This is a genomic window from Lentzea sp. NPDC036949 (assembly GCF_055608075.1).
On sequence record NZ_JBVJRA010000001.1, the window covers coordinates 885167 to 909514 of the forward strand.

Sequence of the window (24348 nt, forward strand, 5' to 3'; positions counted from 1 at the left end):
GGGTGCGGCCGTGCCGGAGGTTCACGGAGGTGCAACTTCCGGCATGGCACCATTCACGGTGTGACTGTTCCCAGCGTCGAGATCGCCGACGTCCCCGAGAAGCTGCCCGAGGGCGCCGTCCTGCTGGACGTGCGCGAGCAGGACGAGTGGGACGCGGGCCACGCCCCCGGCGCGCTGCACATCCCGATGAGCGAGATCGGTGCGCGCCTGGACGAGGTGCCGAACGACGTGCAGCTCTACGTCGTGTGCCGGGCCGGTGGCCGTTCCGCCCGCGTGACCCAGTACCTCAACGAGAACGGCTGGGAGGCCGTGAACGTCGAGGGCGGCATGCAGCACTGGGACGCCCACGGTCGTCCGCTCGAGGGCGGCGTCGACGGCATGGAACCCGAGGTCATCTGACCGTGCAGCCGCTGCAGCCGATGCGCGTGGACTGGGTCGCGACACCGCCACCCGGTGCGTACCCGCAGCCCTCGCGCCGGTCGCAGCGGCTGCGCTACGGCGGTCCGCCGCACTACCCGGTGCCGCCGCGGTGGGGGTTCCCGCTGCTGGCGTGGCGCTGGCCGACGGCCGTGCTCGACACGGCCGAGAGCGGCGACTCCGTCGACGGGGTGCGCCGGATCGGCAGGACCGCGCAGAACACGCTGTGGCTCGTCGCGTTCGTCGCGGTGTGGGCGGCGCTGTCCGAGGTCTGGCGGTACGTGCTGCTCGCGATGAGCCGCTACGGCGCGCTCTCGGCGGGCGTGGTCTCCACGTCGGACGCGATGGTCGTGTCCTCGTCGGCGATCCTGCTGGTCGGCTGGCCGCTGGCGTTGATCTTGACGGTGCTGTGGGTGCGCCGCGCCAGGAACGTGGCCGCGACGATCGTCGGCTACGGCCCGTCCCGCTCCAACCGCTCCGCGCTGCTCAGCCTGTTCGTCCCCGGCGTGAACCTGGTCGTGCCCGGCTCGGTGCTCGCCGAGCTGGAACACGCGGTCGCCCGCCGTCCCGCCGGCGAACGCCCCCGCCCGTCCCGGCTGCTGCTGTGGTGGTGGGGCCTGTGGGCGTCCTCCGGCGTCCTGTTCGTGATCACCATGCTCTGGCTGCTGCGCGACGGCACCCAGGCCCAGGCCGACGGCGTCCTGCTGCACGCGCTCGGCGACCTGGTGCTCGCCGGCGTCGAGGTCACGACCGCACTGGTGATCCGCCGCACCACGACCCTGCTGCTGCCGGTGGACGCCGCGTCCGTCCGGCTGATGCGCGTCGTCGAGGTGAAGGACGCCCCGGCACCACCGCTGCGCTCCTTCCGCCCCTCCGGTTCGCCCCGCTGACCTCCGCCGTTCCCGCGGCGGCCTTCCCGGCGTCGCGCGGGACTGCCAGGTTGGGAGGATGCGGACACTCATCGGGGCCCTGGTGATCGCGCTGGCCACACCGGGCCTGGCGGCTGCGCACCCGCACCGCGACTTCGACCTGCAGGCCCACCGCGGCGGCATCGGCCTGACCGTCGAGAGCACCCTCAAGGCGTTCGGCAAGGCCCTCGCGCTCGGCGTCACCACCCTCGAACTGGACCTCCAGATCACCAGCGACGGCCGCGAGGTCATCACCCACGACCGCAGGACGAACCCGGCCAAGTGCCTCGACACCGCACCGGCGTTCCCCGGCGACCCCGCCTGGCCCTACGCGGGCAAGTACGTGAAGGACCTGACCTTCGCCCAGGTCAGAACCCTCGACTGCGGCAGCACCCGCTGGTCGCAGTACCCGGACCAGGAACTCTCGCCCGGCGCCCGCATGCCCACCCTGGCCGAGCTCTTCGCACTGGCCCGCGCCCACCGCGCATGGGGCGTCCGCTTCAACATCGAGACCAAGGTCGAAGCCGCCGCGCCGCACGAGACCGCCCCGCGCGAGCAGTTCGTCCGCCGCACCGTCGCGGAGGTCCGCCGCTCCGGCTTCCTGCCGAACGTGACGGTCCAGTCGTTCGACTGGGGCACCCTGATGCGCCTGCGCGAGGTCGAGCCCCGCATCCCGCTGGTGGCGCTGACCCAGCCCGACTTCCTGCGGCCGGGGTCACCGTGGACCGGCGGCCTCGACCTCGCCGACTTCGGCGGCAGCGTGCCGAGGGCGGTCAAGAGCTTCGGCACGAAGGCACTGTCGCCCGTGCACACGATGACCACGCGCGAGCTGGTCACCGAAGCCCGCGGACAGGGCCTCGCCGTCATCCCGTGGACCGTGGACGAGGTGCCGCGGATGCACGAGGTGATCGACACCGGGGTCGACGGCCTGATCACCGACCACCCCGACCGGCTGCGGACGGTGCTCGCGGAGCGCGGGTTCACGCTCCCCCGGCGCTACCCGCGCCGCTAGTCGGTCCCGACGGACCGGCCGAAGTGCCCAGGTCGTCCGATCAGGCCCCGTCGGCGAGCATCAGCGAGTGCAGGCCGCGGATCACGAACTCCGCGCGCCGGTCGGGCTGCTGCGCGAGCACCGCGCCGGGCAGCTTGCGGTGCAACGCCGACAGCGCCGCCTCCACCTCGATCCGCGCCAGCGGCGCGCCCAGGCAGTAGTGGATGCCCATGCCGAACCCGAGGTGCTGGTTCTTCTCCCGGCCGATGTCGAGGTCGTCGGGGCGGTCGAACACCAGCGGGTCGCGTGCGGCCGCGCCGAGCAGTGCCGCGATCTTCTCGCCGGGCTCCAGCACGTGGCCCGCGATCTCGACGCGGTCGGTGGCCGTGCGCTCGAACAGCTGCAACGGCGAGTCGTAGCGGATCAGCTCCTCGACGGCGGTGGGCAGCAGCTCCGGCGTCAGGCGCTCCCACTCCGAACGGTGCTCCATCAGCGCGTACACGCCGTTGCCGATCACGTTGACCGTGGCCTCGTGGCCCGCCATCAGCAGCAGCACGGCGGTGGCGACGAGCTCGTCCTCGGTGAGCCGGGCACCGTCGGTGTCGGTGACCGCGACCAGGTCCGACACCAGGTCGGCGCCGGGGGAGACGCGGCGCAGCGCGATCAGCTCGCGCAGGTAGGCGACGAACTCGGTGGCGGCCCGCTCGGCGGCGTCCTGCTGCTCGGGCGGCAGGCCGTACTCGTACATCTTCACGATCGCGTTCGACCACGGCTGCAACAGGTAGCGGTCGGAGGCGGGCACGCCCAGCAGCTCGGCGATCACCTCGACCGGCAGCGGCGCGGCGACGTGCGCGAGCAGGTCGGCCTGACCGACGTCGGAAACCTTGGCGGTCAGCTCGTCCACCAGCCGGTCGGCCAGCTCGGCCACCCACGGGCGCAGCCGCTCGACGTGCCCGCGGCCGAACGCGGCGGCGACCAGGCGGCGCAGCCGGGTGTGCACCGGCGGCTCGTTCTCCAGCAGCGAGTTGCGGTGCAGGAGGTTGAACGACAGGAACCGCTCCACCGGCTTCACGTCCGACCAGAGGCGGCCCAGCGAGCGGTGGCGCAGGACGGCGGAGCAGGCGGCGTGCGAGACGGCGACGGCGATGCCCATGCCCTCGTGGTGGTGCACCTCACCCGCGGCCCGCAGCGAGGCGAAGGCCGGGTACGGGTCGGCGATGAACGCGGGATCGCGCTGGTCGAACGTCACAACGCGGACGGTAAGTCGAGGTGGCGCCGAAGTCCACGGTGAGTTGATTGACGTCTCAAATTGTTGTTCGGGAACTAAGGTGCGACGTGTGCAGCAGCCATCAGTCGTCGCGCACCGCGGTGCCTCCACCGACCGCCCCGAGCACACGATCGGGGCCTACGAGCTCGCGCTGGAGGAAGGCGCGGACGGGCTGGAGTGCGACATCAGGTTGACCAGGGACGGCGAGCTCGTGTGCGTGCACGACCGCACGCTCACCCGCACGTCCGACGGCCGCGGCACGGTCAGCGCGCTGACGCTGGCCGAACTGCAGCGGCACGACTACGGCAGCTGGCACCGGCACGGTCAGCCGGCCGGGCTGTTGCGGCTCCACGAGCTGCTGGAGCTGGTCAAGGACACGAACGTGCAGCTGTTCATCGAGACCAAGCACCCGGTGCGCTACCGCAACGAGGTCGAGCGCAAGCTCGCCGCCGCGCTGGAGGAGCACGGGCTGCGGGAGCAGATCGTCATGATGTCGTTCTCCGCGAGCGCCGTGCGGCTGTTCCGCGAGCTCGCGCCGGACGTCCGCACGGTCCTGCTGCTCGACCGCCTCGGCCGATACCGCGGCGGTGCGTTGCCGCCGTTCGCCGACTGCACCGGACCGGGCATCCACCTGCTGCGCCGCGATCCCGGGTACGTCGACCGCGCCCGCAGAGCGGGCCACGAGACGTACGTGTGGACGGTGGACGACGCGGACGACATCGCGTTGTGCCGTGACCTGGGCGTCCGCTACCTCGCGACGAACGCCCCGGCGAACACGCGCCGCCTGCTGACGGCTAACTTGGCGACCTGACAAGCCTGAGCACGAGGAGGGCCGAGGTGGCCAAGCGGACCGCTGTCAAGGACGCACCGAAGGACGGGATCAACCCGAAGCAGCCCTGCCCGTGCGGCTCCGGCAAGCGGTACAAGGCCTGCCACGGTGCCCCCGGCGGTGCGGCGGACGTGATCGTGTCCCGCCCGTTCGAGGGGCTCGCCGCCGAGTGCGAGCTGATCGCGCTGCGCGAGTTCGTGCCGTCCGCCGTCGCGAAGCTGCCGGTCAAGGACGGTCGCGAGGTCACGCTGGCCACGGTGCTGCCGACGGCGGCGGCCGGTCTGATCCGCGGCGACGACGTGCCGTTCGTGGGCCTGCAGGTGCAGACGCGCTCCGGTGACATCAGCCGCGACCTCGCGCGGGCGCTGCTGTGGGCGCAGCAGGCGAAGACCGGTGAGGTGCTGTCGGTCGTCGGCCCCGACAACGGCGAGCACCCCGGCCGGTTGCAGGACCTGCTCGACCCCGAGGCCGAGATCGTGCCGCAGCTGCACACCGACTTCATCTGGTGGATGCCGGAGGGCACCGAGCCGACCGGTGACGTGGCGCTCTCCCTCGAACGCGCGAACGCGGCGATCCTGCCGACCGACCGCGTGGACGCGCCCGGCGTGAAGGCCGCCTACTGGGTGGACGCGGGCGACAAGGCGCACCTGCGCTGGGTCCGCCCGGAGCCGGAGGAGAAGCTGATCCCCGCGATGGCGCGGCTGGCCGCCCGCGGCGAGCTGGACCTGGGCGAGGGCTCGCGGTACGCGGGGTCGTTCCGCGCGCACGGCCTGCTGGTGCCGGTGTGGGACCTCGACCGCGAGATGCACGCGCGCGAGTGGGCCGACCCGGCGGAGGCGCTGGGCAAGCGCCTGCTGGAGGCACTGGCCTCGGACGAGCCGCTGACCGACGCCGAGCGCCGGGCCCGTGACGGCCTCCGGGGCCGCCAGATCACCCTGCGCTGACGCTCGGACCGAGTTGTACACAGGGTTGTCCACAAGGAGCTGTGGATAAGTGCTGCTGCACATCATCTCGACCGCCGACTGGGCCGCGGCCCGGTCGGCGGGTTCGATCACGCCCGCCGCGGGCGAGGAGTTCGTGCACTGCTCCGACCGGGGCGTCGTGCACGTGACGGCGGGCAAGTTCTTCCACGGGCGCGACGGGCTGCTGCTGCTCGTCGTCGACCCGGAACGGCTCGGCGTGCCGGTGCGGTGGGAGGCCGTGCCCGACTCGCCGCTGTGGTTCCCGCACGTGTACGGCCCGATCCCGGTCGAGGCGGTCGTGCAGGTCCACGACTTCCCGTGCTCACCGGGCGGGTCTTTCGTGCTGCCGGAGGCCGTTGCCGTTCCGTGACGCGGCGGCGGCAACCGGGTGCCGCGAACGTGCGTGATCTCCTCGATGCCAGGTTGCCCGGGGGAGAGGACGTGCCGTGACCGCGGTGCTGCAACTTGAGTGGGCCGCGGCCGGCGGCGGAGGAAGAGCGGAAACCGTGGGGGATTTCGCTGAGTTCGTGCGCATGTCGATGCCGGGGCTGCTGCGGTACGGGCACGCCCTGACGGGCAACCCGCACGACGCGGCAGACCTGGTCCAGTCGGTCCTGGAGAAGGTGGGCTCGCGCTGGCCCGCCGTGTTGCGCAAGGGGGACGACCCGCTCGCGTACGTGCGCAGGGCCATGGCGAACACGCACATCAGCACCTGGCGCCGGCGTCGCCGCGAGAACCTCGTGGCGGACTTCCCGGACACGCCGGTGACGTCGGACCTGAGCCGGCTCGAGCACGAGCCGCTGTGGCAGGCGCTGCGCGACCTGCCGCCGAGGCAGCGCGCCGTGGTCGTGCTGCGCTACTACGAGAACCTCAGCGAGGCCGAGATCGCGCACGCGCTGGGGATCTCCTGCGGCACCGTGAAGAGCCAGGCCAGCAAGGCGATGGCGAGTCTGCGGACACGCCTGGGGAGGGACTGACGTGAACGTCGAGGACGAGCTGCGCCGGCTCTTCAAGGACGACGAACGCCTCGATCTGCACGTCTCGTCCCGTGCGGAGGAGACGGTCGTCCGCGGTGCCCGGCGCCGCCGGCACCGCCGCAGCACCGCCGCAGGGGCGTTCGCGGTGGTGGTGCTGATCGGCGCCGGCGTGGGCCTGGTGCAGCTCAGGCACGGCCCGGTGGACACGGACGTGGCCGGGTCGGCGCTCTCGACCTCCGCCTCGTCCACGACGACCCCGCCGCCGTCGACCACCGTGATCACCGAGACGATCACCGTGCCGGCGGACGTGCCTCCCCCGAGCGGCACCCACCCCGGCAACGGCAACGGCAACACCGGCAGCGGCAGCACCACGAGGTCGACGACGGGCACCACGACGCCGTCCCGCGCCCCGGAGGCGGCGGCACCGGTCTACAACAAGCTGCGGCTGACGATGACCGAGGCCGACGCGCTGAAGACCGAGATGCTGGTCCCACCGAAGCCCCAGCCGGACGAGGCGTGCAAGAACTACGCCATGACGTCGGTGAACGACCCGAAGGCCGTCATCATCTCCGCGGCCAGGGGAATCGTCCGGATCACGTTGCCCGAGTACGCCAAGACGTCGAGGAACATCGGCGCCGGGGCGACGGTCACCGATCTCAGGAACGCCTATCCGGCCGCCACCCAGAACGGTCCGGAGCTCGTCGTGCAGATGAACACGTCGCCGAAGTGGTTCTACGTCTTCGAGAACGACGGCACCACGGTCAAGGCCGTGCGCATGCGCCTCGCCGACAGCGACTGTTCCGGAGCTTGACCCGACGTGGCCGAAGCGGCGGAGAACTGAAAAGGCCCGTCTCACCGAATTCGGTGGGACGGGCCTCAGATCAGGCACTCAGACGTGCGGAGGAAAACTACAGCGCGCCACCGGCGGCCGTGGGAGCACTCGGGTCGGCGCCTTCGTCGCCCACGTTCTCGCGGGTGAGGAAGTTCTCCACGTAGAACATGTTGCCGTCCGCGCGGTCCATGATGGTGAGCAGCGTCTTCATCGAGGAGACCTCCTCGACCTGCTCCTTCAGGAACCACTGCAGGAACTGCTCGCCGATGTAGTCGCTCTCCTCGCGAGCGGCCTGGGCCAGCGCCACGATCTGGTCGGTGACCTGCTGCTCCTGGCGCAGGGCGAGGTCGACGAGGTCGCGCGGAGCCTTGAACTCGTTGATCGGCGTCTCGGTGCCGGGAATGACGACCGGGATGTCGTTGTCCATCAGGAAACGCACGATCATCATGGCGTGGTTGCGCTCTTCGAGGGCCTGCTTGTAGAAGTGCGCCGCGAGGCGCGGCAGGTCCTCGTTGTCGAACCACACCGCGAGCGCGGTGTACTGCTGCGAGGCGGAGAACTCGTGACCGACCTGGGCCTGCAGCAGCTCGTGGAACTTCGACTTCTTGGACAGGATCTTCTTCACGTTCGAGGCCATGCGGAGTACGGTAGCCGAAAACAACGGCTCCTGCATTCCAGGAAAAGCTAACCTTTGTTTGGAAAGGTAATCCAAACAAAGGTTAGGCGTTCCTAAGGAAAAATCAGACCAGCGGAGCGCGGTCGATCGGGCACGACATGCAGCGGGGACCGCCGCGGCCGGAACCCAGCTCGGAACCGGCGATGCGGAGCACCTCGACGCCGGCGTCCTCCAGTCGCGCGTTGGTCTCCACGTTGCGCTCGTACGCCACGACCAGACCGGGGCCGACCGCCAGCGTGTTGTTGCCGTCGTCCCACTGCTCGCGCTCGGCGGTGACGACGTCCAGGCCGGTGTCGATCACGCGCAGGCGCTCGATGCCCATCGCCTCGGCCGCCGCCTCCAGGAACGGCACCGGGCCGTCCACGCGCACGCCGCCGTCGCCGTCGGACTTCAGCGGGTAGGCGGTGAGGGAGTCGCTGATCGCCGGGTACATCACCACGGCGTCGCGGTCCACCATCGTGCACACGGTGTCGAGGTGCATGGTGGCGCGTTCCTGCTTGATCGGCACCGCCAGCACCGTGTGCGCGAGACCGTCCGCGAGCGCGGAGCGGGCGAACGACTCGGCGCCGGCGGGGGTGGTGCGCTCGCCGACGCCGATCGCGATCACGCCGGGCGCGAGCAGCAGGACGTCGCCGCCCTCCAGCGGGGCCGAGTGCGCGCCGTACGCGCGGCCGGTGCGGCGGAACCGCGGGTGGTAGGCGTAGATCAGGTCCGTCAGCGTCGTCTCGCGGTCGCGGGCGGGCAGTGCGAGCGACGTGATGGCCACGCGGTCGCCGACCCACACCGACGAGTCGCGGGTGAAGAGCAGGTTCGGCAGCGGGTCGACGGCGAAGTCGATCGGCAGGTGCATCTTGCGCACCAGCGACGCGCCCTCGGCGGCGGGCAGCTCCTCGAACGTCATGCCGGTCGTCAGCACCTGCGCCAGCTGCGGGGCCGGCAGCGAGGTGAGGTGGCTGCGCAGCGCGTCGGCCAGGTCGATGCCGAGGCGGCGCTCGTTGACGGCGCTGTGGATGCCCGCGATGCGCGCGCGGCTGTCCTCCAGGGCCTGCACCAGGACGTCCGACAGCAGCAGGACCTCGACGCCACGCGAGGTCAGCGTCGCGGCGAACGCGTCGTGCTCCTCCTGGGCCCTGCCGACCCACGGCACGCCGTCGAACAGCAGCTGGTCGTTGTTGCGCGGGGTGAGCCTCTTGAGCTCGTTGCCCGGCCGGTGCAGCAACACCGTGCGCAGGGGGCCGACCTCGCTGTCCACGCGCGGCGCGGCGTCCGGGAGTGCTTCGGTCTCAGCGATCGTGTGCGCAGTCACCGGACGAGCGTAACCCTGAACAGCACAAATCGCCGCTCCAGAGCCTGAAATGGCAACGAATGCGGTGCAATCCCGCCAACTACCGTCGAATCATTAAGGCAACCAGCTGACTTTGCCGCGCAACATTGTGTAGCCCACGAACGCCACCACGTCGAGGATGGTGTGAGCGATCACCAGCGGCCACAACCGCCTGGTCCGCTGCCAGTAGAAGCCGAACACCAGCCCCATCACCAGGTTGCCGACGAACCCGCCGAAGCCCTGGTAGAGGTGGTACGAGCCGCGCAGCACGGCCGCCGCGAACAGCGCTGTGTACCGCCGCCACCCCAGCTGTTCGAGCCGGGTGATCAGGTACCCGACGACGAGCACCTCCTCCGCCCAGGCGTTGCCGGCGGCGGCGAGGACCAGCGCCACGCTCATCCACCACTGGTCGTCCAGGGTGGACGGTTGCACCGCGAGGTTCAGCCCGAGCCCCCACGCGGCGAAGTAGAACGCGAGCCCCGGGATGCCGATGACCGCGGCGAGACCCAGCGCGCCGAGCGAGTCGGCGAGCTTGCGGGTGCCGTCCAGGCCGACGACCCGCAGCTTGATCCCGGTGCGCCACAGCAGGTAGAGCCCGATCCCGCCCCACGCGGCGAGCTGCAGCACGCTCAGCAGCTGGGCGACGAGGTCGAGCAGGTCGGCACGCGCCTGCGGGACGTTGATCGCGACCGACTGCTGGTTGAGCGGGGTCGGCTGGAGCAGGCTGTCGACCAGTCGCACGAGGCTGCGCAGGCCGGACAGGCCCAGCGTCATGCTGAAGACGATCAGCAGCTCGATCCGGTAGCCGCGCTTCTCGGCGTCGGGGATGAGCGCAGGTTCGGTCACCCGGCTGACGCTACCTCGGTGATCAGCGCTGGGAGAGGAACGGGCAACCCATCAGGCGGCGCAGCTCGGCGGCGAGCTCGGCCGGCGTGCTGACCGGCCTGGAGAACGCGATCCGCACGTCGTGGTCGTCGCACTCCGCCTCGACCCGCAGCCGCAGCCCGAACCGGTCGAGCCCGAGCGGCCGCACGTGCCCGTTCCGCAGCTCCTCCGGCAGGTGGCGGGCCAGCTGGCCGACGACGTCGCGGTGGGCGGCCTCCAGGTGGCGCAGCCAGTGGTCCTCGTTGCCGCAGAACGGGTCCGGTGTCGCGCTCGCGAACTGCTCCGGCCGCACCGACGACGTGCCCTCGGCGTCCGCGATCACCAGCGAGGCGGGCGTCAGCCGCAGCACCGCGGCGCCGTGACCCGCGTCGAGCAGCCGGTGGTCGGCCCGCACGTCGGCGACCGCGAGGACCTCGTCGCGCGCCTCCTGGCCGTCGAGCGCGGTGACCCAGCCGGTGAGCCACAGCAGGCCGCGGACGGGCTCGCGCAACGCCACCGGCGCCTGGTCGGCGATCTCCAGCATCGCCGTCACCTCGGCGCGCGGGGCCTGCCACAGCTGACCGACCAGCGGGTGCTCGTCGGCCAGCAGCAGGATCGCGGTGCCGCACGGGTGGACGTGGTGGAACAGCGGACTGGTCCGCGTTCCCGCCTGGGGGAGCAGCGCGGCGCTGCCACCGCGAGCGGCGATCGTGCGCGCGCGCTCGGCGGCATGCGGGGCCGGCGGGCGCCTTGTCTGGGTGTCGGTCACCGCTGCACCTCCTCGAAGGTTAGGCAAGCCTAACTTAGCCGTGCTCGTCCTGGGAAGCGTCACCTGTACGGTGGACAGGTGGTCGTGCCCAACAAGCCGTCCACCGAGGTGACGGCGCTCGATGACCAGTGGACCCGGCACTGCGTCGACCGGGCGAGCCGCCGTGCCCTGGTGTGGACCGTCCTGGCCGGTGCGGCCTTCGTCCTCCAGTTCGTCCTGGTGCTCACGTGGTCGTGGTCGTCGCCCGTGGCGCTGCTGCTGCTCTTCTTCGCGGCAGTCGTGCTCTGGCGGGTGACACGCCGTCGACCGGTGCGTTTACCGGAAGGCGAACCGTGGCATTTCGCTCGTGCGGAGTGGGAAGGAGGGCGTCTGGTCGTGATGGGGTCACCGCCTCTCTTGCTGACCGTGCACGTCGGTCCGTTCCTGCGCGGGCGGATCGCGCGGCACAAGCGCGTCTGGTTCGTCCCGCCGGACGCGGCCGGCAACACCGTCGTCACCTTCCGGGGAGTTCCCCAGCTCATCCCTGCGCGCGTGCACACATGATGCTCGGGACGTGGAGCGACACCTGCCTCGCGCGAGCCGACCGCCGCGCGGTCGGGCACATCCTGTTCGGGGTCGCGGTCTTCTGCGGCGTGCTGTGGGTCGACTGGATCTGGCTCACCGTGCTGTCCGTGCCGGTCGTGCTGGAGCTCGCCGCACCCGGCCTGCGGCACTTCTTCCAGCGCCGCGGCACGCGCCAGCTCATCGAGCGCTTCCCGTGGCGGCAGGTCGGGGTGCGGTTCGTGCCCGGCAAGCGCATCGGGCGACAGGCCTACCTGCGCGTCGACGGCTCGGAGAACGACCTGCGGCTGCCCGAGATCCCCGAACGCGCCCGCGTCCTGGTCCGGCACACCGGCCGGATCTGGGTCGCCGGACCGGACGAGCGCGGCCGGGTCGTGGCGATGACCCGCGGTCTCGCGTTCCTGGTGCGCGGCCGGGTCGTGGACCGCTAGCGGGCTAACGGCCCGTCGCGATGCCCTCGGACTCCGCCCACTGCGTGAGGTCGTCCTTGCGCAGCGCCGCCGCCAGCAGCTCCGGGAACTTGTCCGGCGTGCAGGCGAAGGCGGGCGCTCCCAGCGCGGACAGCTTCGCCGCCAGGTCGTGGTCGTAGGCCGGGGTGCCGCTGTCGCTCAACGCCAGCAGGTTCACCACCGTGACACCGCTCGCGACCAGCTCGCGCACCCGGCGCTGCAGCTCGGTCTCCGACCCGCCCTCGTACAGGTCGCTGATGATCACCACGACCGTGTCCGTCGGTCTGCGGACCTGCGTCTGCGCGTACGCGACCGCGCGGTTGATGTCCGTGCCGCCGCCCAGCTGCGCGGAGAACAGCAGGTCCACCGGGTCGTGCAGCAGGTCGGTGAGGTCCGCGACCTCGGTGTCGAACACGACGAGCCGGGTGGAGACCGAGCGGATCGAGGCGAGCGCCGAACCGAGGACGGCGGCGTGCACCAGCGAGTCCGCCATCGAACCCGACTGGTCGACCAGCAGGACCACGTCCCGCATCGCCGCGGCCCGGCTGCGCCTGCGGTGGCCGATCAGGTCCTCGACGACCACCGTCCGGTGCTGCGGCTGGTAGTTCTTCAGGTTCGCCTTGATCGTGGTCGCCCAGTCGACGTCCGGCAGCTGCGGCCGGTGCGTGCGCTTCGACCGGTCCACGGCACCCCGCACGGCCTCGACGAGCCGGTCGGCGATCCGGCGCTCGATGTCCTCGACCACCTTGCGGACCACGGCCTTCGCGGTGTCGCGGGTGCGGGCCGGGATCGCGCGGGAGAGCTGCAGCAGCGTGCTCACCAGGTGCACGTCCGGTTCGACGGACTCCAGCAGCTCCGGTTCGAGCAGCAGCTGGCGCAGGCCGAGCTTCTCGACCGCGTCCCGCTGCATGACCTGGACGACCGAGGTGGGGAAGTACCTGCGGACGTCGCCGAGCCACCGGTGCAGCTGCGGCGAGCTGGCGCCCAGACCCGCACCGCGGTCACCGCCGCCGCCGTAGAGACCGGTCAGCGCGCCGTCGCGGCGTTCGTCGTCACCGTCGAGCTGGGCCACGTCCTCGGCGCTCGGTCCCAGCAGCAGACGCCACCGCCGCAGGCGCTCCTCGGTCATTTGAGAGCGGCCGCCACTTCTTCGGCCGCACGCACGACATGAGGGCCCACGACGTCCGCGTCGAGCTTCTCCAGCGCCACCACACCCACGGACGCCCGCAGGCCCGGTACGCCCCGCACGGGCGCCGCGACGCCGTACGCGTTCGGTTGCAGCTCACCCGCAGAGACGACCCACAGCTCGCCCGGCTGCGAGATGGCCTTGCCGGCCGCCCCGCGGTGCACCGGGTGGCGGGAACCCACCCGGTACGCCACGTGGAAAGCGGTCCACGACGGTTCGACGACGGCGACGGCCTGCGCCTCACCGCCGTCGGCGACGGTCAGGTGCGCGGTGGCGCCGACCTTCTCCGCGAGCTCGCGCAGCGCCGGGTTCGCCGCCATCCGCAGCTGCGGCAGCACGTTCGCCGCGAGCCGCAGCACGCCCAGGCCCAGCCGGACCTTGGACCCCTCGCGGCGCACGAGCCCGCGCGCCTGCAGGGGCACCAGGAGCCGGTAGACGGCCGCCCTGGAGGCGCCGATGGCCGTGGCGAGCTCGGAGATCGAAGGAGCCTCCGACTCCGCCTCCGCGACAGCCTGGAGGAGCGCCAGACCCCGTTCCAGGGTCAGCGAGCTCTCCTTCGTCGCTCCGACCATCACGCACTCCGAACTGTGCCCACCACCTCGGCGAGACCGACCACCGAACCTCCCTCGCCGGGCGCCGTCGCGGTCAGCCTGACCGTGTCGCCGTCCTCCAGGAACGTCCGCGTGGAGCCGTCGTCGAGCTTGAACGGTTCCTTGCCGCCCCAGCTCAGTTCCAGGAACGAGCCGCGTTCGTCCTTCTCCGGCCCGGAGACCGTGCCGGAGGCGAACAGATCACCTGGGCGCACGGTAGCCCCGTTCACCGTCATGTGGGCGAGTTGTTGCACAAACGACCACGACATCTCGCGGAACGGCGGCCGCGCGACGATCGTGTCGTTCAGCTCGACCGTGATGGTGATGTCCAGACCCCACGGCTGGTCGCAGGTCAGGTAGTCGTGCAGCTTGTTCGGCAGCGGCGGGGTCGGCACCCGTGCCACCGAGAACGCCTCCAGCGGCGTGATCCAGGCACCGATCGACGTGGCGAACGACTTGGCCAGGAACGGGCCGAGCGGCTGGTACTCCCAGGCCTGGACGTCGCGCGCCGACCAGTCGTTGACCAGCGCGACGCCGAAGACGTGCTCGGCCGCGCGGCTGGTCGACACGTTCGCCGCCTGCGGGCCACCGCAGACGAACCCGACCTCGGCCTCGATGTCGAGCCGTTCGGACGGGCCGAACTTCGGGCCGTCGCTGCCGCGCTTCTGGCCGTTCGGGCGCTTGATGTCCGTGCCGGAGACGTACACCGTGCCCGCGCGGCCGTGGTAGCCGATCGGCAGGTGCGTCCAGTTCGGCGTGAGCGGGTCGCCGTCGGGGCGGAACATCCGGCCGACGTTCTCCGCGTGGTGCATGGAGCTGTAGAAGTCCACGTAGTCGCCGACCGTGAACGGCAGCTTCGCGGTGTCGATGGGCACGAGCTCCGCACCCTTGGGAGCGGACGTCCCCCTGACGATCTCGCGCAGCTTCGCCCGCAGCGCGCTCCAGACCGGACGGCCGGCCTTGAGCAGGTCGTCGAGCGAGTCGCCCTGGACGTACTCGCTGCACTTGCCGAGCCCGAGCGTCTTCAGCAGCAACGCCTGGTCGCCCACGCGCACGGCGACACCGTCGGCCACCACGCCGTAGGGCAGGGTCTGCGGGCCGAACGGCTGGTCCTCGGTGAAGTTCGGGTCGCTGATCCAGCTCACAGCAGTCCCAGCTCCTCGAGGTCGGAGACCGGCTCGGAGAGCGAGCACGAGCCGTAGCTCGCGAAGACGCCGCGGACCGCGTGGGCGGCCTGGTCGCTCAGCGCCTTGGCCTCGGCGGTGAGCGCCGCGGCGTCGGTGCTCGCCAGCGCCTCGCGCACGTCCCGGCCGCTCAGCGATCGGGCCGTGGCGACGAGGAGGTTCAGGAAGCCGTGGTGGGTGAAGCCCTGCTCGTCGGTGTAGCGGACGGCCCGGTGCAGGCCGGCGGTCGCCTTGAACGCGACCCCGCCACCGCTGACGACGGACAGGAAGTCACCGACCTCCTCGACGCTCGGGAAGTTCTCCTGGCTCAGCCCGCCGCAGCGGAGCTTGGGCCAGCTGCCGTGCTCGATGACCCTGCGCACGCCGTCGAGCCACTCTGGCCCGCCGCGCCGGGGTTCCACGACGCGGATGACGTCCTCGGGGACGAACTCCGACACGCGTTCGAGCCACACCTCGTCCACATCGGACGGTGCGGGCATCTCGACCATGCGCAGGGCGAGCAGCTCACTGCGCGACTCGACGATCGACACGGCCTTCGGCACGCCGCCGAGGCCGGTGTCGATCACGAGGCTCAGTGCGATCGGTTTGGGGGGCTTGACCTTGATCAGCTCGGTGATCAGCTCGGCGAGCCGGGAGGCCGGGCACAGGAAGAGACCCATGACGCCAGACCACTCGCCGACTCGTCCGTCGAGGTGACCGCGCACCGCGTCGGGCATCGACGCGTTCCCCGGAGGGAACAGCGCGGCATCGTCCACAAGCCTCGCGAGCAGGGGCGGAGTACCGCGCGGACCGGGCGCACGGAGTTCGACAGCGCTTGACACGGCTGACACGCTAGCCGGGTATCGGTAAGTGAACAAAGATGTCCGATAGTCGAACGCCCGGAGAGACGTCATGGCCTACTACCGCCAGGTCGGGGAGATCCCCCGAAAGCGCCACACCCAGTTCCGCAAACCGGACGGTGGGCTCTACGCGGAAGAGCTGATGGGGGTCGAGGGTTTCTCCGCCGACTCGGCGCTGCTCTACCACCGGTACCTGCCCACGGCGATCGTCAACGCGGAGACCGTGAAGGACGAGCGCGGGACCGTGGCGCCGAACCTGCCGTTGAAGCCGCGGCACTTCAAGACGCAGGACCTGACCTGGGCCTCCGACGAGGTCGACGCGGTGACCGGGCGGCGCCGGCTGTTCCACAACCCCGACGTGACCATCGGCTTCGTCCGCGCCTCCGCGCCGTCGCCGTTGTACCGCAACGCCTCCGGTGACGAGCTGCTGTACGTGCAGTCCGGGTCCGGCGTCGTCGAGACGATCTACGGCGCGCTGGAGGTGGGCGACGGCGACTACGTCGTCATCCCGACCTCGTGCACCTACCGGGTCGTGCCGTCGGAGCCGATGTCGTTGCTGGTGCTGGAGGCGACCGGGCACATCGGGCCGCCCAAGCGCTACCTGTCGAAGGCCGGGCAGTTCCTGGAGCACTCGCCCTACTGCGAGCGCGACATCCGCGGGCCCGTCGAGCCGCTGCTGGTCGAGGGCACCGACGTGGACGTGCTCGTGCGGCACCGCGCCGGACTGACCAGGTTCACCTACGCCAACCACCCGTTCGACGTCGTCGGCTGGGACGGGCACCTGTACCCGTGGGCGTTCAACATCCGCGACTTCGAACCGATCACCGGCCGCGTGCACCAGCCGCCGCCCGTGCACCAGACGTTCGAGGGACCGAACTTCGTCGTGTGCTCGTTCTGCCCGCGCAAGGTCGACTACCACCCGCTGGCCGTTCCGGTGCCCTACAACCACGCGAACGTCGACTCGGACGAGCTGATGTTCTACGTGGGCGGCAACTACGAGGCCCGCAAGGGCTCGGGGATCGGCATCGGCTCGATGTCGCTGCACCCGTCCGGCTGCACGCACGGGCCGCAGCCGGGAGCGGTCGAGGCGTCCCTGGGCGTCGACTACTTCGACGAGACCGCGGTCATGGTCGACACGTTCCGCCCGCTGGAGCTCGGCGAGGCCGCGGAGTCGTGCGAGGACCCGGCCTACGCGTGGACGTGGGCACGTCGGGGTCCGGCCTGATTTTTTGTCGGGGGTGCTCGCTAGTTTGGTCGGGTGAGGACACGTGCCGTTCCGACGCGCTGGCAGGGCCTGGGCAAGGCCCTGCCGGTGCTGTGGGGGCTGTACACCGGCTCCGGCTCCGTGCCGTACCGCGTGTGCGTCGACCTCGCGGCGGGGTCGGCGAAGTGCACGTGCCCGTCGCGGAAGTTCCCGTGCAAGCACGCGGTGGGGTTGCAGGAGCTGGACCTGCCCGACGCGCTGCCGCCCGAGTGGGTCGAGGAGTGGACCGCCCGCCGCGCCACCCGTGAGCTGGACGCCTCACCGGAGGCCGTCGCACGGCGGGTCCGCGCGCGGGAGAAGACGGCGGCGAACCGGGCCGCCGCGATGTCGTCCGGGATCGACGGCCTGCGCGACTGGCTGCTGGACGTCACCTCCGCGGGGATCGCGTCGCTGCCGGGCCGCCCCGCGTCGTGGTGGCAGGCGTTCACCGCGCGCATGATCGACGCGCAGGTCCCCGGCGTGGCCGCGGCGGTGGGCGAGATCCACGAGATCGTGGCCCGCTCGGGCCCGTCGTGGACCTCGGACGTCGCCGACCGCCTGGGCGGCCTGCACCTGCTGTGCGCCGTGCAGCCGCGGTCGCGCCTCGGCGTGACGGTGCCGGAGGAGACCGTGCGGTCCGGGCCCGGTTGGTCCGACCGCTGGGTGGCGCTGCTGCGCCTCGACACCGACGACGGCAGGGTCCGGACCGTCCGGCAGTGGTGCTGGGGCCGTCAGACGGGCCGCTGGGTGGTCGCAATCCGCCATTCCGCGGTGGGTGCGCCGGTTCCGCTGCTGCCGCACGGCCTGGAGTCGTCTGCCGAGGTGCACCCGTACCCCGGCTCGGACCGCGTGGCGCTGGGGGAGCTGGCCGGTTCCCGCGCGCCGGACCCGGTGCCGGCGCCGCCGTCGTGGCGGACGTCCCTGGCCTCCCTGGAACCGATGCTGCTGGCCGACCCGTGGCAGCGCCTGTTCCCGCTGGGCTGCGCCTCGGTGCGCCTCTGCGGCAGCTCCCTCGCCGACCCCTCCGGCCACGCGCTGCCGGTCCGCGACGACACCGGCCTGGACATGGCGCTGGCGTTGACCGGCGGCGAGCCGTTCGACGCGTGGGGCCTGTGGGACGGCCACGTGCTGCGGCTGGGCGCGATCGCGGTGGACGGCCGCCTGGAGGTGGTGGCATGACCTCGCCGCCGCCCCGCGTTCCACGGCCGCTGGTGGCCGCGACTGCGCTGGCGCGCGCCCGTTCCGGTGGGCTCGCCGCCGTGCCGCCGACCCGGCCCCTGAGGCGCGCCCCACGGCCGCCGGTAGCCGCCGCTGCGCTGGCCTCCGCCCGTTCCGGCGGGCTCGCCGCCGTGCTGTCGTACGCCCGCCTCGGCATGCCCGCCGCCGCGCCCGTCCCGCACCACCCCGGCCAGATCGTCATGGCTGCCTCGCCGCACCTCGTCGACGGCCTCGCCGCCCCTCCGACGCTCCGCGCCCGCCACCTCGGCTCCGCGCCGCGTCGCGACCCGCGCGTCGACCACCTCGGTTCCGCGCTGCGCCGCCACCACCCGAGCCCCGCGCCTGGTGCCCACCACCTCGGTTCCGCGCCGCGCGCCCACCCCGGCCCCGCCGCGCGCCGCCACCACCCGAGCCCCGCGCCCGGCGTCCGCCACTCCGGCCCCGCGCCACGCCCCCACCCCGGCCCCGCCGCGCGCCACCACCACCCAAGCCCCGCGCCGCGCCCCCACCGCGCCACCCGCCGCCCCCACACCCCCGCACACCCCCATCCCACCCCGGAGGTGGCCGCGTGAAGGCCGACTGGTCCGCCGCGGTCCAGAACCTCCTCCTCGGCACGGCCAGGGGCGGCGGCGACCCCGCCGAGCTGCTCTCCGACTGCGCCGCCCTCGGCGTGGCCGCGTTCGGCGCCACCCTGCCGCCCGAGACGTCCGCCGACCCGCTCCCGCCCGCCCCGCGGGAGACCGCCGCCTTCCCCAGGCCGGCTGCCAAGGCCGTCCTCGAAGCGATCATGAGCCTCGACGACGAGGTGCTGCTGACCGAGTGGTGCGCGCTGGCCAAGGCCGGCGGCGTCGTGGCGGAGCACCGGATGCTCCCGGCGCTGCTCGCCCTCGGCACTGCCCGCCCCGGCCTGCGGGCCGCCGTGGTCGAGGTGCTCGGCACGCGCGGCCGCTGGCTCGCGAACACCCGCCCCGGCTGGGCCTGGGCCAGCGGGGCGGCACCACTGGTCGACGAGGTGCCGCTCGACGAGGTCCTCGACCTGCCCAGCGCCCAACGGGTCCGTGCGCTGCGCCGCAAGCGCAAGGCGGATCCGGCCGGGGTCGGCGCGTTCATCGCGGCGGAGTTCGCGGCCTCTCCCCGCGCGGCCGACCGGCAGGTGCTGGTCAGTGCTCTGGAGACCGGTCTGAACGAGCAGGACGAGCGGCTGCTCGAAGCGGCGCTCGACGACAAGGCCGCCGCCGTGCACGACGAGGCCCTCCGGCTCCTGCGGAAGCTGGGGCGGACGCGTCTCGCCGCCCGCGCCGCCCACCGGCTGCGCCACGGCCTGCGCCTCACCGCGGACGGGCTCGACGTCCGGCCCGACGGGTTGTGGACCGGGCCGGCCGGTCCACCGGAGCTGCGCGACCTCATGCGCGACGGGTCCGAGAAGGGCGTGGGCGGGCGCATCCGGGCCGCGGCCGCGAGCGTGCCGCCGTCGTACTGGACCTCGACGCTCAAGGCCGACGACGCCAGGGCCGCCGGCATCCTGCGGAGGGGGCCCTGGGCCGCCGCGTTGCTCAGGGGAGTGGCCGACCAGCTCGCCGCCGCGCAGGACCCGCGCCCGTGGGCCGTTGCCGCCGCCGAGACGCTGACCGGCATGGAGCAGCTCGAGATGCTGGCGGCGCTGCCGGCCGAGGTGGCCGAGCAGGCGGTCGTGGCCGTGTCGAAGAACTGGCACTACGACCTGCTCGACCACGCCTGCTCCCAGCTGCCGGCGCCCTGGTCGCCGGAGACCACCAGGGCGCTGCTGCACCGCTACGCCGCGCTGCCCGACCCGCGCTGGCGGTCCGGCAGGCCGCCCAACGTGCTGCTGGCCAGGGGTGACGCGGACCTGCTCGGCGCCAGCTGGGAGGCTCTGACCCGTCGCTGGCCGGAGAGCTCGCTGGAGCTGGAGGTCCTCGGGCTCCGGATCCGCTTGCGCGAATCGTTCGCACCACCGATCCAGGAGGCACCGTGACCGCCGTGCTCAGGCCGACGGCCGAACAGCAGTACGCCGCCGAGCTGGCTGCCGTCGCGGCCCACGACGACCGCGAGAAGCCGCCGAACTGGCGGTTGTCGCCTCGGGCGGTGGTCACCTACGTCCTCGGCGGCACGCTTCCCGACGGCACGGTCATCAGCCCGAAGTACGTCGGCGCGCGGAGGCTGGTCGAGGTCGCGGTCGGCACCCTGGTCACCGACCGCGCGCTGCTCCTGGTGGGGGTGCCGGGCACGGCCAAGTCGTGGCTGAGCGAGCACCTCGCCGCCGCCGTCAGCGGTGACAGCACCCTCGTGGTGCAGGGGACCGCGGGCACGAGTGAGGACCAGGTCCGCTACGGCTGGAACTACGCGCGGCTCATCGCAGAAGGCCCCAGCCACAACGCCCTGGTGCCCAGCCCGGTCCTCAGGGGCATGCAGCGGGGGGCGGTGGTCCGGGTCGAGGAGCTGACCCGCATGCCGTCGGAGGTCCAGGACTCGTTCATCACGGTGCTGTCGGAGAAGTCGCTGCCGGTGCCGGAGCTCAACACGCAGGTGCAGGCGGTGCCGGGCTTCACGGTCATCGCCACGGCCAACGACCGCGACCGCGGCGTCAACCAGATGTCGTCCGCCCTCGCGCGCCGGTTCAACACCGTCGTCCTCCCGCCGCCCGCGACCGAGGACGCCGAGGTCGAGATCGTCATCACCAGGGCCCAGCAGCTCGGCAGGGCGTTGCAGCTGCCCGCCGAGCCGCCGGCGCTCGACGAGGTGCGCAGGGTGGTGCGGATCTTCCGCGAGCTGCGCAACGGGTCCACAGTGGACGGCCGGACCCAGCTGAAGAAGCCCAGCGGCAGCCTGTCCACGGCGGAGGCCATCTCGGTCGTCGCCAACGGCATGGCGCTGGCCGGGCACTTCGGCGACGGCACGCTCGGGGCTGACGAGCTCGCCAACGGCCTGATCGGCGCCGTCATCAAGGACCGCGTGTCGGACGCGACCGTGTGGCAGGAGTACGTGGAGACCGTGCTCAAGGAGCGGGCCGAGTGGCGTGACCTCTACCGGGCCTGCCTGGACGCCGGCGGTGAGTGAGCCGGTCCTCCTCGGCATCCGGCACCACGGGCCCGGCTCTGCCCGCATGGTCCGGCGGGCGCTGGAGCAGACGCGGCCCGCGCTGATCCTGGTCGAGGGGCCGCCGGAGGCGGACGCGCTGCTGGAGCACGTCCACGCGCTCACGCCGCCGGTCGCGGTCCTGCTGCACGACGAGGCGGAGCCGGAGAACGCCGCGTTCTGGCCGTTCGCGGAGTTCTCGCCGGAGTGGCAGGCGTTGCGGTACGCCGACGCGAACGGGGTCGGGGTGCGGTTCTTCGACCTGCCGGCGGCCGCGTCGATCGGGGACGACGGGCCCAGCGGCACCGTCGACCCCATCGGGCTGCTGGCGGAGGCAGCCGGGTTCGACGACCCCGAGCGGTGGTGGGAGGACGTCGTCGAGCACAGCGCCACGGACCCGCTCGACCTCGCCGCGGCCATCAGCGAGGCGATGGTGGCGGTGCGCGGCGAGTTCGAAGGCGAGGTCGGCGAACGCACGTTGCGCAGGGAAGCGTTCATGCGGCAGACGATCCGCAAGGCGCGCAAGCAAACCGACGGGCCGATCGTCGTCGTCTGCGGTGCGTGGCACGTGCCGGCGTTGTTGCAGAAACCGACGGTCGCGCACGACACGGCGTTGTTGAAGGGCTTGCGGCGCAGGAAGATCAGCGGCACGTGGGTGCCGTGGAGCCACGGTCAGCTGGCCGCGGAGTCCGGCTACGGCGCGGGGGTCGACTCGCCCGGCTGGTACGCGCACCTGTGGCAGCACCAGGAGGACGTGGTGCCGCGGTGGTTCGCCAAGGCGGCCGCGGTGCTCAGGGAAGAGGACCTGCCGGCGTCCACGGCGAGCGCGGTGGAGGCGGTCCGGCTCGCGGAAACCCTTGCGGCGCTGCGGGAACGGCCATCCGCCGGGTTGAGCGAGGTCACCGAGGCCGCGCTGGCCGTGCTGTGCGGCGGCGACGAGGTCCCGCTCAAGCTCGTCCACCGCAAGCTCGTCGTCGGCGAACGCCTCGGCGAGGTCGGGGAAGCCGTCCCGCGGTCGCCGCTGGCGACGGATCTCCAGCGCCTGCAACGGAAACTTCGCCTGCCCGCCGACGTGCAGCCCAAGCAGCTCAAGCTCGACCTGCGCAAGGACACCGACCGCGAACGGTCGAAGCTCCTGCAGCGGCTGGAGGTCCTCGGCGTGCCGTGGGGGAAGCCGGACCGGTCGAACTCGCTCGGCACGTTCGCCGAGGTGTGGCAGCTGCGCTGGGACCCGGTGTTCGCGGTGTCCGTCGCGGTCGCCGCACGGCACGGCACGACCGTCCACACGGCAGCGGAGAACGTGCTGACCCAGGCCGCCGAGCAGGCGAGCCGGGTCGCCGAAGCCGCGGGAACGCTCGGCAAGGCCGTCGGGTGCGAGCTGCCGGGTGCCGTCGCCGCCGCCCGGGACGCGCTCGACCGGTGCGCCGCGCTCGCCACCGACGCCCTCGAACTGCTCGCCGCCCTCCCCGACCTGGCGCGGACCGTCCGCTACGGCTCCGTCCGCGGCACCGACCCCGAGCTGCTGCGCGTCGCCCTGCACGGCCTGCTGACCCGCGGTGCCGTCGGGTTGCCGCTGGCCTGCCGCAACGTCGACGACGAGACGGCGGAGCACGCGCTCGCCACTGTCGACGGCGCCCACGAGGCCACCCGGCTGGCCGCCGACGAGGAGCACCAGGCCACCTGGTGGCGGGCCCTGCACGCCCTGGTCAAGGCGGAGGCGCACGGCCTGCCCACCGGCCGCGCCACCCGCCTGTTGTGGGAGGCGGGGGAGCTGACCAGCGACGACGTCGCGGCGAAGCTGCACCGCTCGGTCGCGACGGCGTTCGTCGCCGGCTTCCTGCGCGGGTCGGCGACGCTGCTGGCGGCCGACCCGCGGCTGTTCGGGCTGATCGACGAGTGGCTGACCGGTCTGCGCGGTGACGCGTTCGACGACGCGCTGCCGCTGCTGCGCCGCGCCATCACCGACTTCACCCCGGCCGAGCGGCGGCTGCTCGGGGAACGGGTCGTCGCCGGTGCCGCGCCGCAGCCGGTGGCCGACGGCGAGTGGGACCTCGGCATCGCCGAACGCCTCGCCGCCCACGTCCGCGGCCTGCTGGCCCGAGTTTGACGATCTTCGAAACCGCGCACCCCAGCACCGTGACCGCACCTGACGAAGCCCGCCTCGACGAGTCCCAGCAGCTCATCGACGAGGCCAAGAAGATCGCCCACGACCTGCGCGAGACGACGCCCGACCCGGCTCCCGCCGAGCCGAAGACCGAGGAGGGCTCACCCGCGAACTGAGCGGCGCGGGGTCAGACCGACCACGGCGGCGTGATCGTCCGCCCGTCGGCCAGCGTCCCGGTGATGCCCACCGAGGTCGCCACGAGCACGCGCGCCGGTCCGCCGGTCAGCGCGAGCTCGGTGTCCGGCGGCACGACGACCGCGTCGCCGGGTCCCGCGGTCTGCCCCTGGATCGTCACGGACCCGGACAGCACGTAGAACACCTCCTCCTTGGACGCCCGGTGCGGCGTCCCGTCGCCCCCTTCCGGCACGTCGACCGTCCACAGCGCGATCTCCGCGCTGCCCGTCGACGGCGTCGCGAGCGACCTGAACACGAACCCGCCGAACTCGTGCCGAGCAGCGGAGTCCCCCGTAACCAGCAAGACAACCTCCAAAGTGGTCAACCAAGTTGTCTGACCTTAGAATATGGTCAACCAGGTTGTCTACTAGGAGTGCGCAATGGAACCCGTGCCCGTGCTGCTGGCGATGACGTACCGGGCCATGGGGGACCAGTTCCACGACCGCCTGCACCAGATCGGCCTGGAGCCGCTGCGCCCCGCCCACGGCTACGTCTTCCGCTTCCTCGCCCAGCGCCGCGCCACGACCGTCGACATCGGCGCGCACCTCGGCGTCACGAAACAGGCGGCCGCGAAGATCGTCGCCGAGCTCGACGAGTGGGGTTACGTGCTGCGCGAACCGCACCCGACGGACAAGCGCGCCCAGTACGTCACGCTGACCACGAAGGGCCGCGACTACCTGAAGTTCGCCGACGTCCTGTGGTCCGACCTGGAGAACGAGATGGCGGAGGCGGTCGGCGCGGACACCGTCGCGACCGTCAAGGCGGGCCTCACCGCGTACCTGCAGCACGTGCACGGTGAGGACCAGCCCGGGTTGCGACCGGTGTGGTGAC

28 protein-coding genes are annotated in these 24348 nt (G+C 72.3%); 18 read left to right on the forward strand and 10 right to left on the reverse strand.

Annotated features, from left to right (window positions below; translation table 11 throughout):
• Positions 1 to 51 precede the first annotated feature (51 nt).
• From ACZ7CD_RS04505 to ACZ7CD_RS04515, 3 genes are read left to right on the forward strand one after another with little or no spacing between them, the layout of a single operon-like run.
• On the forward strand, positions 52 to 399 hold the full coding sequence (locus tag ACZ7CD_RS04505; RefSeq protein ID WP_458434273.1) for a rhodanese-like domain-containing protein: 348 nt from the start codon (positions 52 to 54) through the stop codon (positions 397 to 399).
• 2 nt (positions 400 to 401) lie between these two features.
• Positions 402 to 1307: a DUF4328 domain-containing protein gene (locus tag ACZ7CD_RS04510; RefSeq protein WP_458429789.1), complete on the forward strand. Its 906-nt coding sequence runs from the start codon at positions 402 to 404 to the stop codon at positions 1305 to 1307.
• Positions 1308 to 1365: 58 nt separating this feature from the next.
• Positions 1366 to 2337, forward strand: coding sequence for a glycerophosphodiester phosphodiesterase family protein (locus tag ACZ7CD_RS04515; protein ID WP_470378300.1), 972 nt, complete (start codon positions 1366 to 1368; stop codon positions 2335 to 2337).
• Between the two features lie 40 nt (positions 2338 to 2377).
• Here ACZ7CD_RS04515 and ACZ7CD_RS04520 read toward each other — a convergent pair whose 3' ends face one another.
• The gene (locus ACZ7CD_RS04520) at positions 2378 to 3565 is read right to left on the reverse strand and encodes a cytochrome P450 (RefSeq protein ID WP_360397012.1); all 1188 of its coding nucleotides are present in this window, start codon (positions 3563 to 3565) and stop codon (positions 2378 to 2380) included.
• Positions 3566 to 3653: 88 nt separating this feature from the next.
• Between ACZ7CD_RS04520 and ACZ7CD_RS04525 the strand changes: the two genes are divergently transcribed.
• From ACZ7CD_RS04525 to ACZ7CD_RS04545, 5 genes are all read left to right on the forward strand, one after another.
• Positions 3654 to 4394 (forward strand): glycerophosphodiester phosphodiesterase family protein, encoded by a 741-nt coding sequence (locus ACZ7CD_RS04525; RefSeq protein ID WP_360397011.1) that lies wholly within the window; start codon positions 3654 to 3656, stop codon positions 4392 to 4394.
• A gap of 26 nt (positions 4395 to 4420) precedes the next feature.
• Positions 4421 to 5356: a DUF5926 family protein gene (locus ACZ7CD_RS04530; protein WP_360397010.1), complete on the forward strand. Its 936-nt coding sequence runs from the start codon at positions 4421 to 4423 to the stop codon at positions 5354 to 5356.
• Positions 5357 to 5405: 49 nt separating this feature from the next.
• On the forward strand, positions 5406 to 5744 hold the full coding sequence (locus ACZ7CD_RS04535; RefSeq protein ID WP_470378301.1) for a DUF952 domain-containing protein: 339 nt from the start codon (positions 5406 to 5408) through the stop codon (positions 5742 to 5744).
• Between the two features lie 85 nt (positions 5745 to 5829).
• Entirely contained in the window at positions 5830 to 6351 is a 522-nt protein-coding gene (locus ACZ7CD_RS04540; RefSeq protein ID WP_470369987.1) for a SigE family RNA polymerase sigma factor, read from the forward strand.
• Position 6352: 1 nt separating this feature from the next.
• Positions 6353 to 7162 (forward strand): hypothetical protein, encoded by an 810-nt coding sequence (locus ACZ7CD_RS04545; RefSeq protein ID WP_470372880.1) that lies wholly within the window; start codon positions 6353 to 6355, stop codon positions 7160 to 7162.
• A 97-nt stretch (positions 7163 to 7259) separates the two neighbouring features.
• On the opposite strand, the gene ACZ7CD_RS04550 is transcribed toward ACZ7CD_RS04545, so the two are convergent.
• The 4 genes from ACZ7CD_RS04550 to ACZ7CD_RS04565 form a co-directional block, all read right to left on the reverse strand.
• Entirely contained in the window at positions 7260 to 7820 is a 561-nt protein-coding gene (locus ACZ7CD_RS04550) for a ferritin (protein WP_470372879.1), read from the reverse strand.
• 103 nt (positions 7821 to 7923) lie between these two features.
• The gene (locus tag ACZ7CD_RS04555) at positions 7924 to 9111 is read right to left on the reverse strand and encodes an arginine deiminase (RefSeq protein ID WP_458434270.1); all 1188 of its coding nucleotides are present in this window, start codon (positions 9109 to 9111) and stop codon (positions 7924 to 7926) included.
• Between the two features lie 147 nt (positions 9112 to 9258).
• Positions 9259 to 9957, reverse strand: coding sequence for a CPBP family intramembrane glutamic endopeptidase (locus tag ACZ7CD_RS04560; protein WP_458434269.1), 699 nt, complete (start codon positions 9955 to 9957; stop codon positions 9259 to 9261).
• A gap of 94 nt (positions 9958 to 10051) precedes the next feature.
• On the reverse strand, positions 10052 to 10816 hold the full coding sequence (locus ACZ7CD_RS04565) for a DUF2470 domain-containing protein (RefSeq protein WP_470372878.1): 765 nt from the start codon (positions 10814 to 10816) through the stop codon (positions 10052 to 10054).
• Positions 10817 to 10894: 78 nt separating this feature from the next.
• On the opposite strand from ACZ7CD_RS04565, the gene ACZ7CD_RS04570 reads away from it, so the two are divergent.
• Together ACZ7CD_RS04570 and ACZ7CD_RS04575 are read left to right on the forward strand one after the other, a co-directional pair.
• Positions 10895 to 11359 carry a hypothetical protein gene (locus tag ACZ7CD_RS04570; RefSeq protein ID WP_360397002.1) on the forward strand — a complete coding sequence of 155 codons (465 nt, stop codon included), beginning with the start codon at positions 10895 to 10897 and terminating at the stop codon, positions 11357 to 11359.
• The gene (locus ACZ7CD_RS04575) at positions 11356 to 11808 is read left to right on the forward strand and encodes a hypothetical protein (protein ID WP_360397001.1); all 453 of its coding nucleotides are present in this window, start codon (positions 11356 to 11358) and stop codon (positions 11806 to 11808) included. The genes ACZ7CD_RS04570 and ACZ7CD_RS04575 overlap by 4 nt, the downstream gene beginning before the upstream one ends.
• A gap of 4 nt (positions 11809 to 11812) precedes the next feature.
• Here the strand turns inward: ACZ7CD_RS04575 and ACZ7CD_RS04580 are convergent, their stop codons facing one another.
• Genes ACZ7CD_RS04580 through ACZ7CD_RS04595 form a run of 4 tightly spaced genes read right to left on the reverse strand, consistent with a single transcriptional unit; the run spans position 11813 to position 15607 of the window.
• Positions 11813 to 12955, reverse strand: coding sequence for a VWA domain-containing protein (locus ACZ7CD_RS04580; RefSeq protein ID WP_458429784.1), 1143 nt, complete (start codon positions 12953 to 12955; stop codon positions 11813 to 11815).
• Entirely contained in the window at positions 12952 to 13584 is a 633-nt protein-coding gene (locus ACZ7CD_RS04585; RefSeq protein ID WP_360396999.1) for an IclR family transcriptional regulator, read from the reverse strand. The genes ACZ7CD_RS04580 and ACZ7CD_RS04585 overlap by 4 nt, the downstream gene beginning before the upstream one ends.
• Positions 13584 to 14747 carry a fumarylacetoacetate hydrolase family protein gene (locus tag ACZ7CD_RS04590; RefSeq protein ID WP_458429783.1) on the reverse strand — a complete coding sequence of 388 codons (1164 nt, stop codon included), beginning with the start codon at positions 14745 to 14747 and terminating at the stop codon, positions 13584 to 13586. Before ACZ7CD_RS04590 ends, ACZ7CD_RS04585 begins: the two co-directional genes overlap by 1 nt.
• Positions 14744 to 15607, reverse strand: a complete 864-nt coding sequence (locus tag ACZ7CD_RS04595) for a hypothetical protein (RefSeq protein WP_458429782.1) — start codon at positions 15605 to 15607, stop codon at positions 14744 to 14746. The genes ACZ7CD_RS04590 and ACZ7CD_RS04595 overlap by 4 nt, the downstream gene beginning before the upstream one ends.
• A 70-nt stretch (positions 15608 to 15677) precedes the next feature.
• Between ACZ7CD_RS04595 and ACZ7CD_RS04600 the strand changes: the two genes are divergently transcribed.
• The 7 genes from ACZ7CD_RS04600 to ACZ7CD_RS04630 are packed head-to-tail and all read left to right on the forward strand — an operon-like array spanning position 15678 to position 23459.
• On the forward strand, positions 15678 to 16850 hold the full coding sequence (locus tag ACZ7CD_RS04600) for a homogentisate 1,2-dioxygenase (protein ID WP_360396996.1): 1173 nt from the start codon (positions 15678 to 15680) through the stop codon (positions 16848 to 16850).
• Between the two features lie 33 nt (positions 16851 to 16883).
• Complete coding sequence (locus ACZ7CD_RS04605) at positions 16884 to 18047, forward strand: SWIM zinc finger family protein (protein ID WP_470372875.1); 1164 nt, start codon at positions 16884 to 16886, stop codon at positions 18045 to 18047.
• Positions 18044 to 18658: a hypothetical protein gene (locus ACZ7CD_RS04610; protein WP_470378302.1), complete on the forward strand. Its 615-nt coding sequence runs from the start codon at positions 18044 to 18046 to the stop codon at positions 18656 to 18658. The genes ACZ7CD_RS04605 and ACZ7CD_RS04610 overlap by 4 nt, the downstream gene beginning before the upstream one ends.
• Complete coding sequence (locus ACZ7CD_RS04615) at positions 18655 to 20079, forward strand: DUF5691 domain-containing protein (RefSeq protein ID WP_470378303.1); 1425 nt, start codon at positions 18655 to 18657, stop codon at positions 20077 to 20079. The genes ACZ7CD_RS04610 and ACZ7CD_RS04615 overlap by 4 nt, the downstream gene beginning before the upstream one ends.
• On the forward strand, positions 20076 to 21161 hold the full coding sequence (locus ACZ7CD_RS04620) for an ATP-binding protein (protein ID WP_360396992.1): 1086 nt from the start codon (positions 20076 to 20078) through the stop codon (positions 21159 to 21161). The genes ACZ7CD_RS04615 and ACZ7CD_RS04620 overlap by 4 nt, the downstream gene beginning before the upstream one ends.
• Positions 21154 to 23286, forward strand: a complete 2133-nt coding sequence (locus tag ACZ7CD_RS04625) for a DUF5682 family protein (RefSeq protein ID WP_360396991.1) — start codon at positions 21154 to 21156, stop codon at positions 23284 to 23286. Before ACZ7CD_RS04620 ends, ACZ7CD_RS04625 begins: the two co-directional genes overlap by 8 nt.
• 29 nt (positions 23287 to 23315) lie before the next feature.
• The gene (locus ACZ7CD_RS04630; RefSeq protein WP_360396990.1) at positions 23316 to 23459 is read left to right on the forward strand and encodes a hypothetical protein; all 144 of its coding nucleotides are present in this window, start codon (positions 23316 to 23318) and stop codon (positions 23457 to 23459) included.
• A gap of 11 nt (positions 23460 to 23470) precedes the next feature.
• Here ACZ7CD_RS04630 and ACZ7CD_RS04635 read toward each other — a convergent pair whose 3' ends face one another.
• Positions 23471 to 23821 carry a cupin domain-containing protein gene (locus ACZ7CD_RS04635; protein WP_360396989.1) on the reverse strand — a complete coding sequence of 117 codons (351 nt, stop codon included), beginning with the start codon at positions 23819 to 23821 and terminating at the stop codon, positions 23471 to 23473.
• Positions 23822 to 23897: 76 nt separating this feature from the next.
• Here ACZ7CD_RS04635 and ACZ7CD_RS04640 point away from each other — a divergent pair, with 76 nt between their 5' ends.
• Positions 23898 to 24347 carry a MarR family winged helix-turn-helix transcriptional regulator gene (locus ACZ7CD_RS04640; RefSeq protein ID WP_470378304.1) on the forward strand — a complete coding sequence of 150 codons (450 nt, stop codon included), beginning with the start codon at positions 23898 to 23900 and terminating at the stop codon, positions 24345 to 24347.
• Position 24348: the final 1 nt, after the last annotated feature.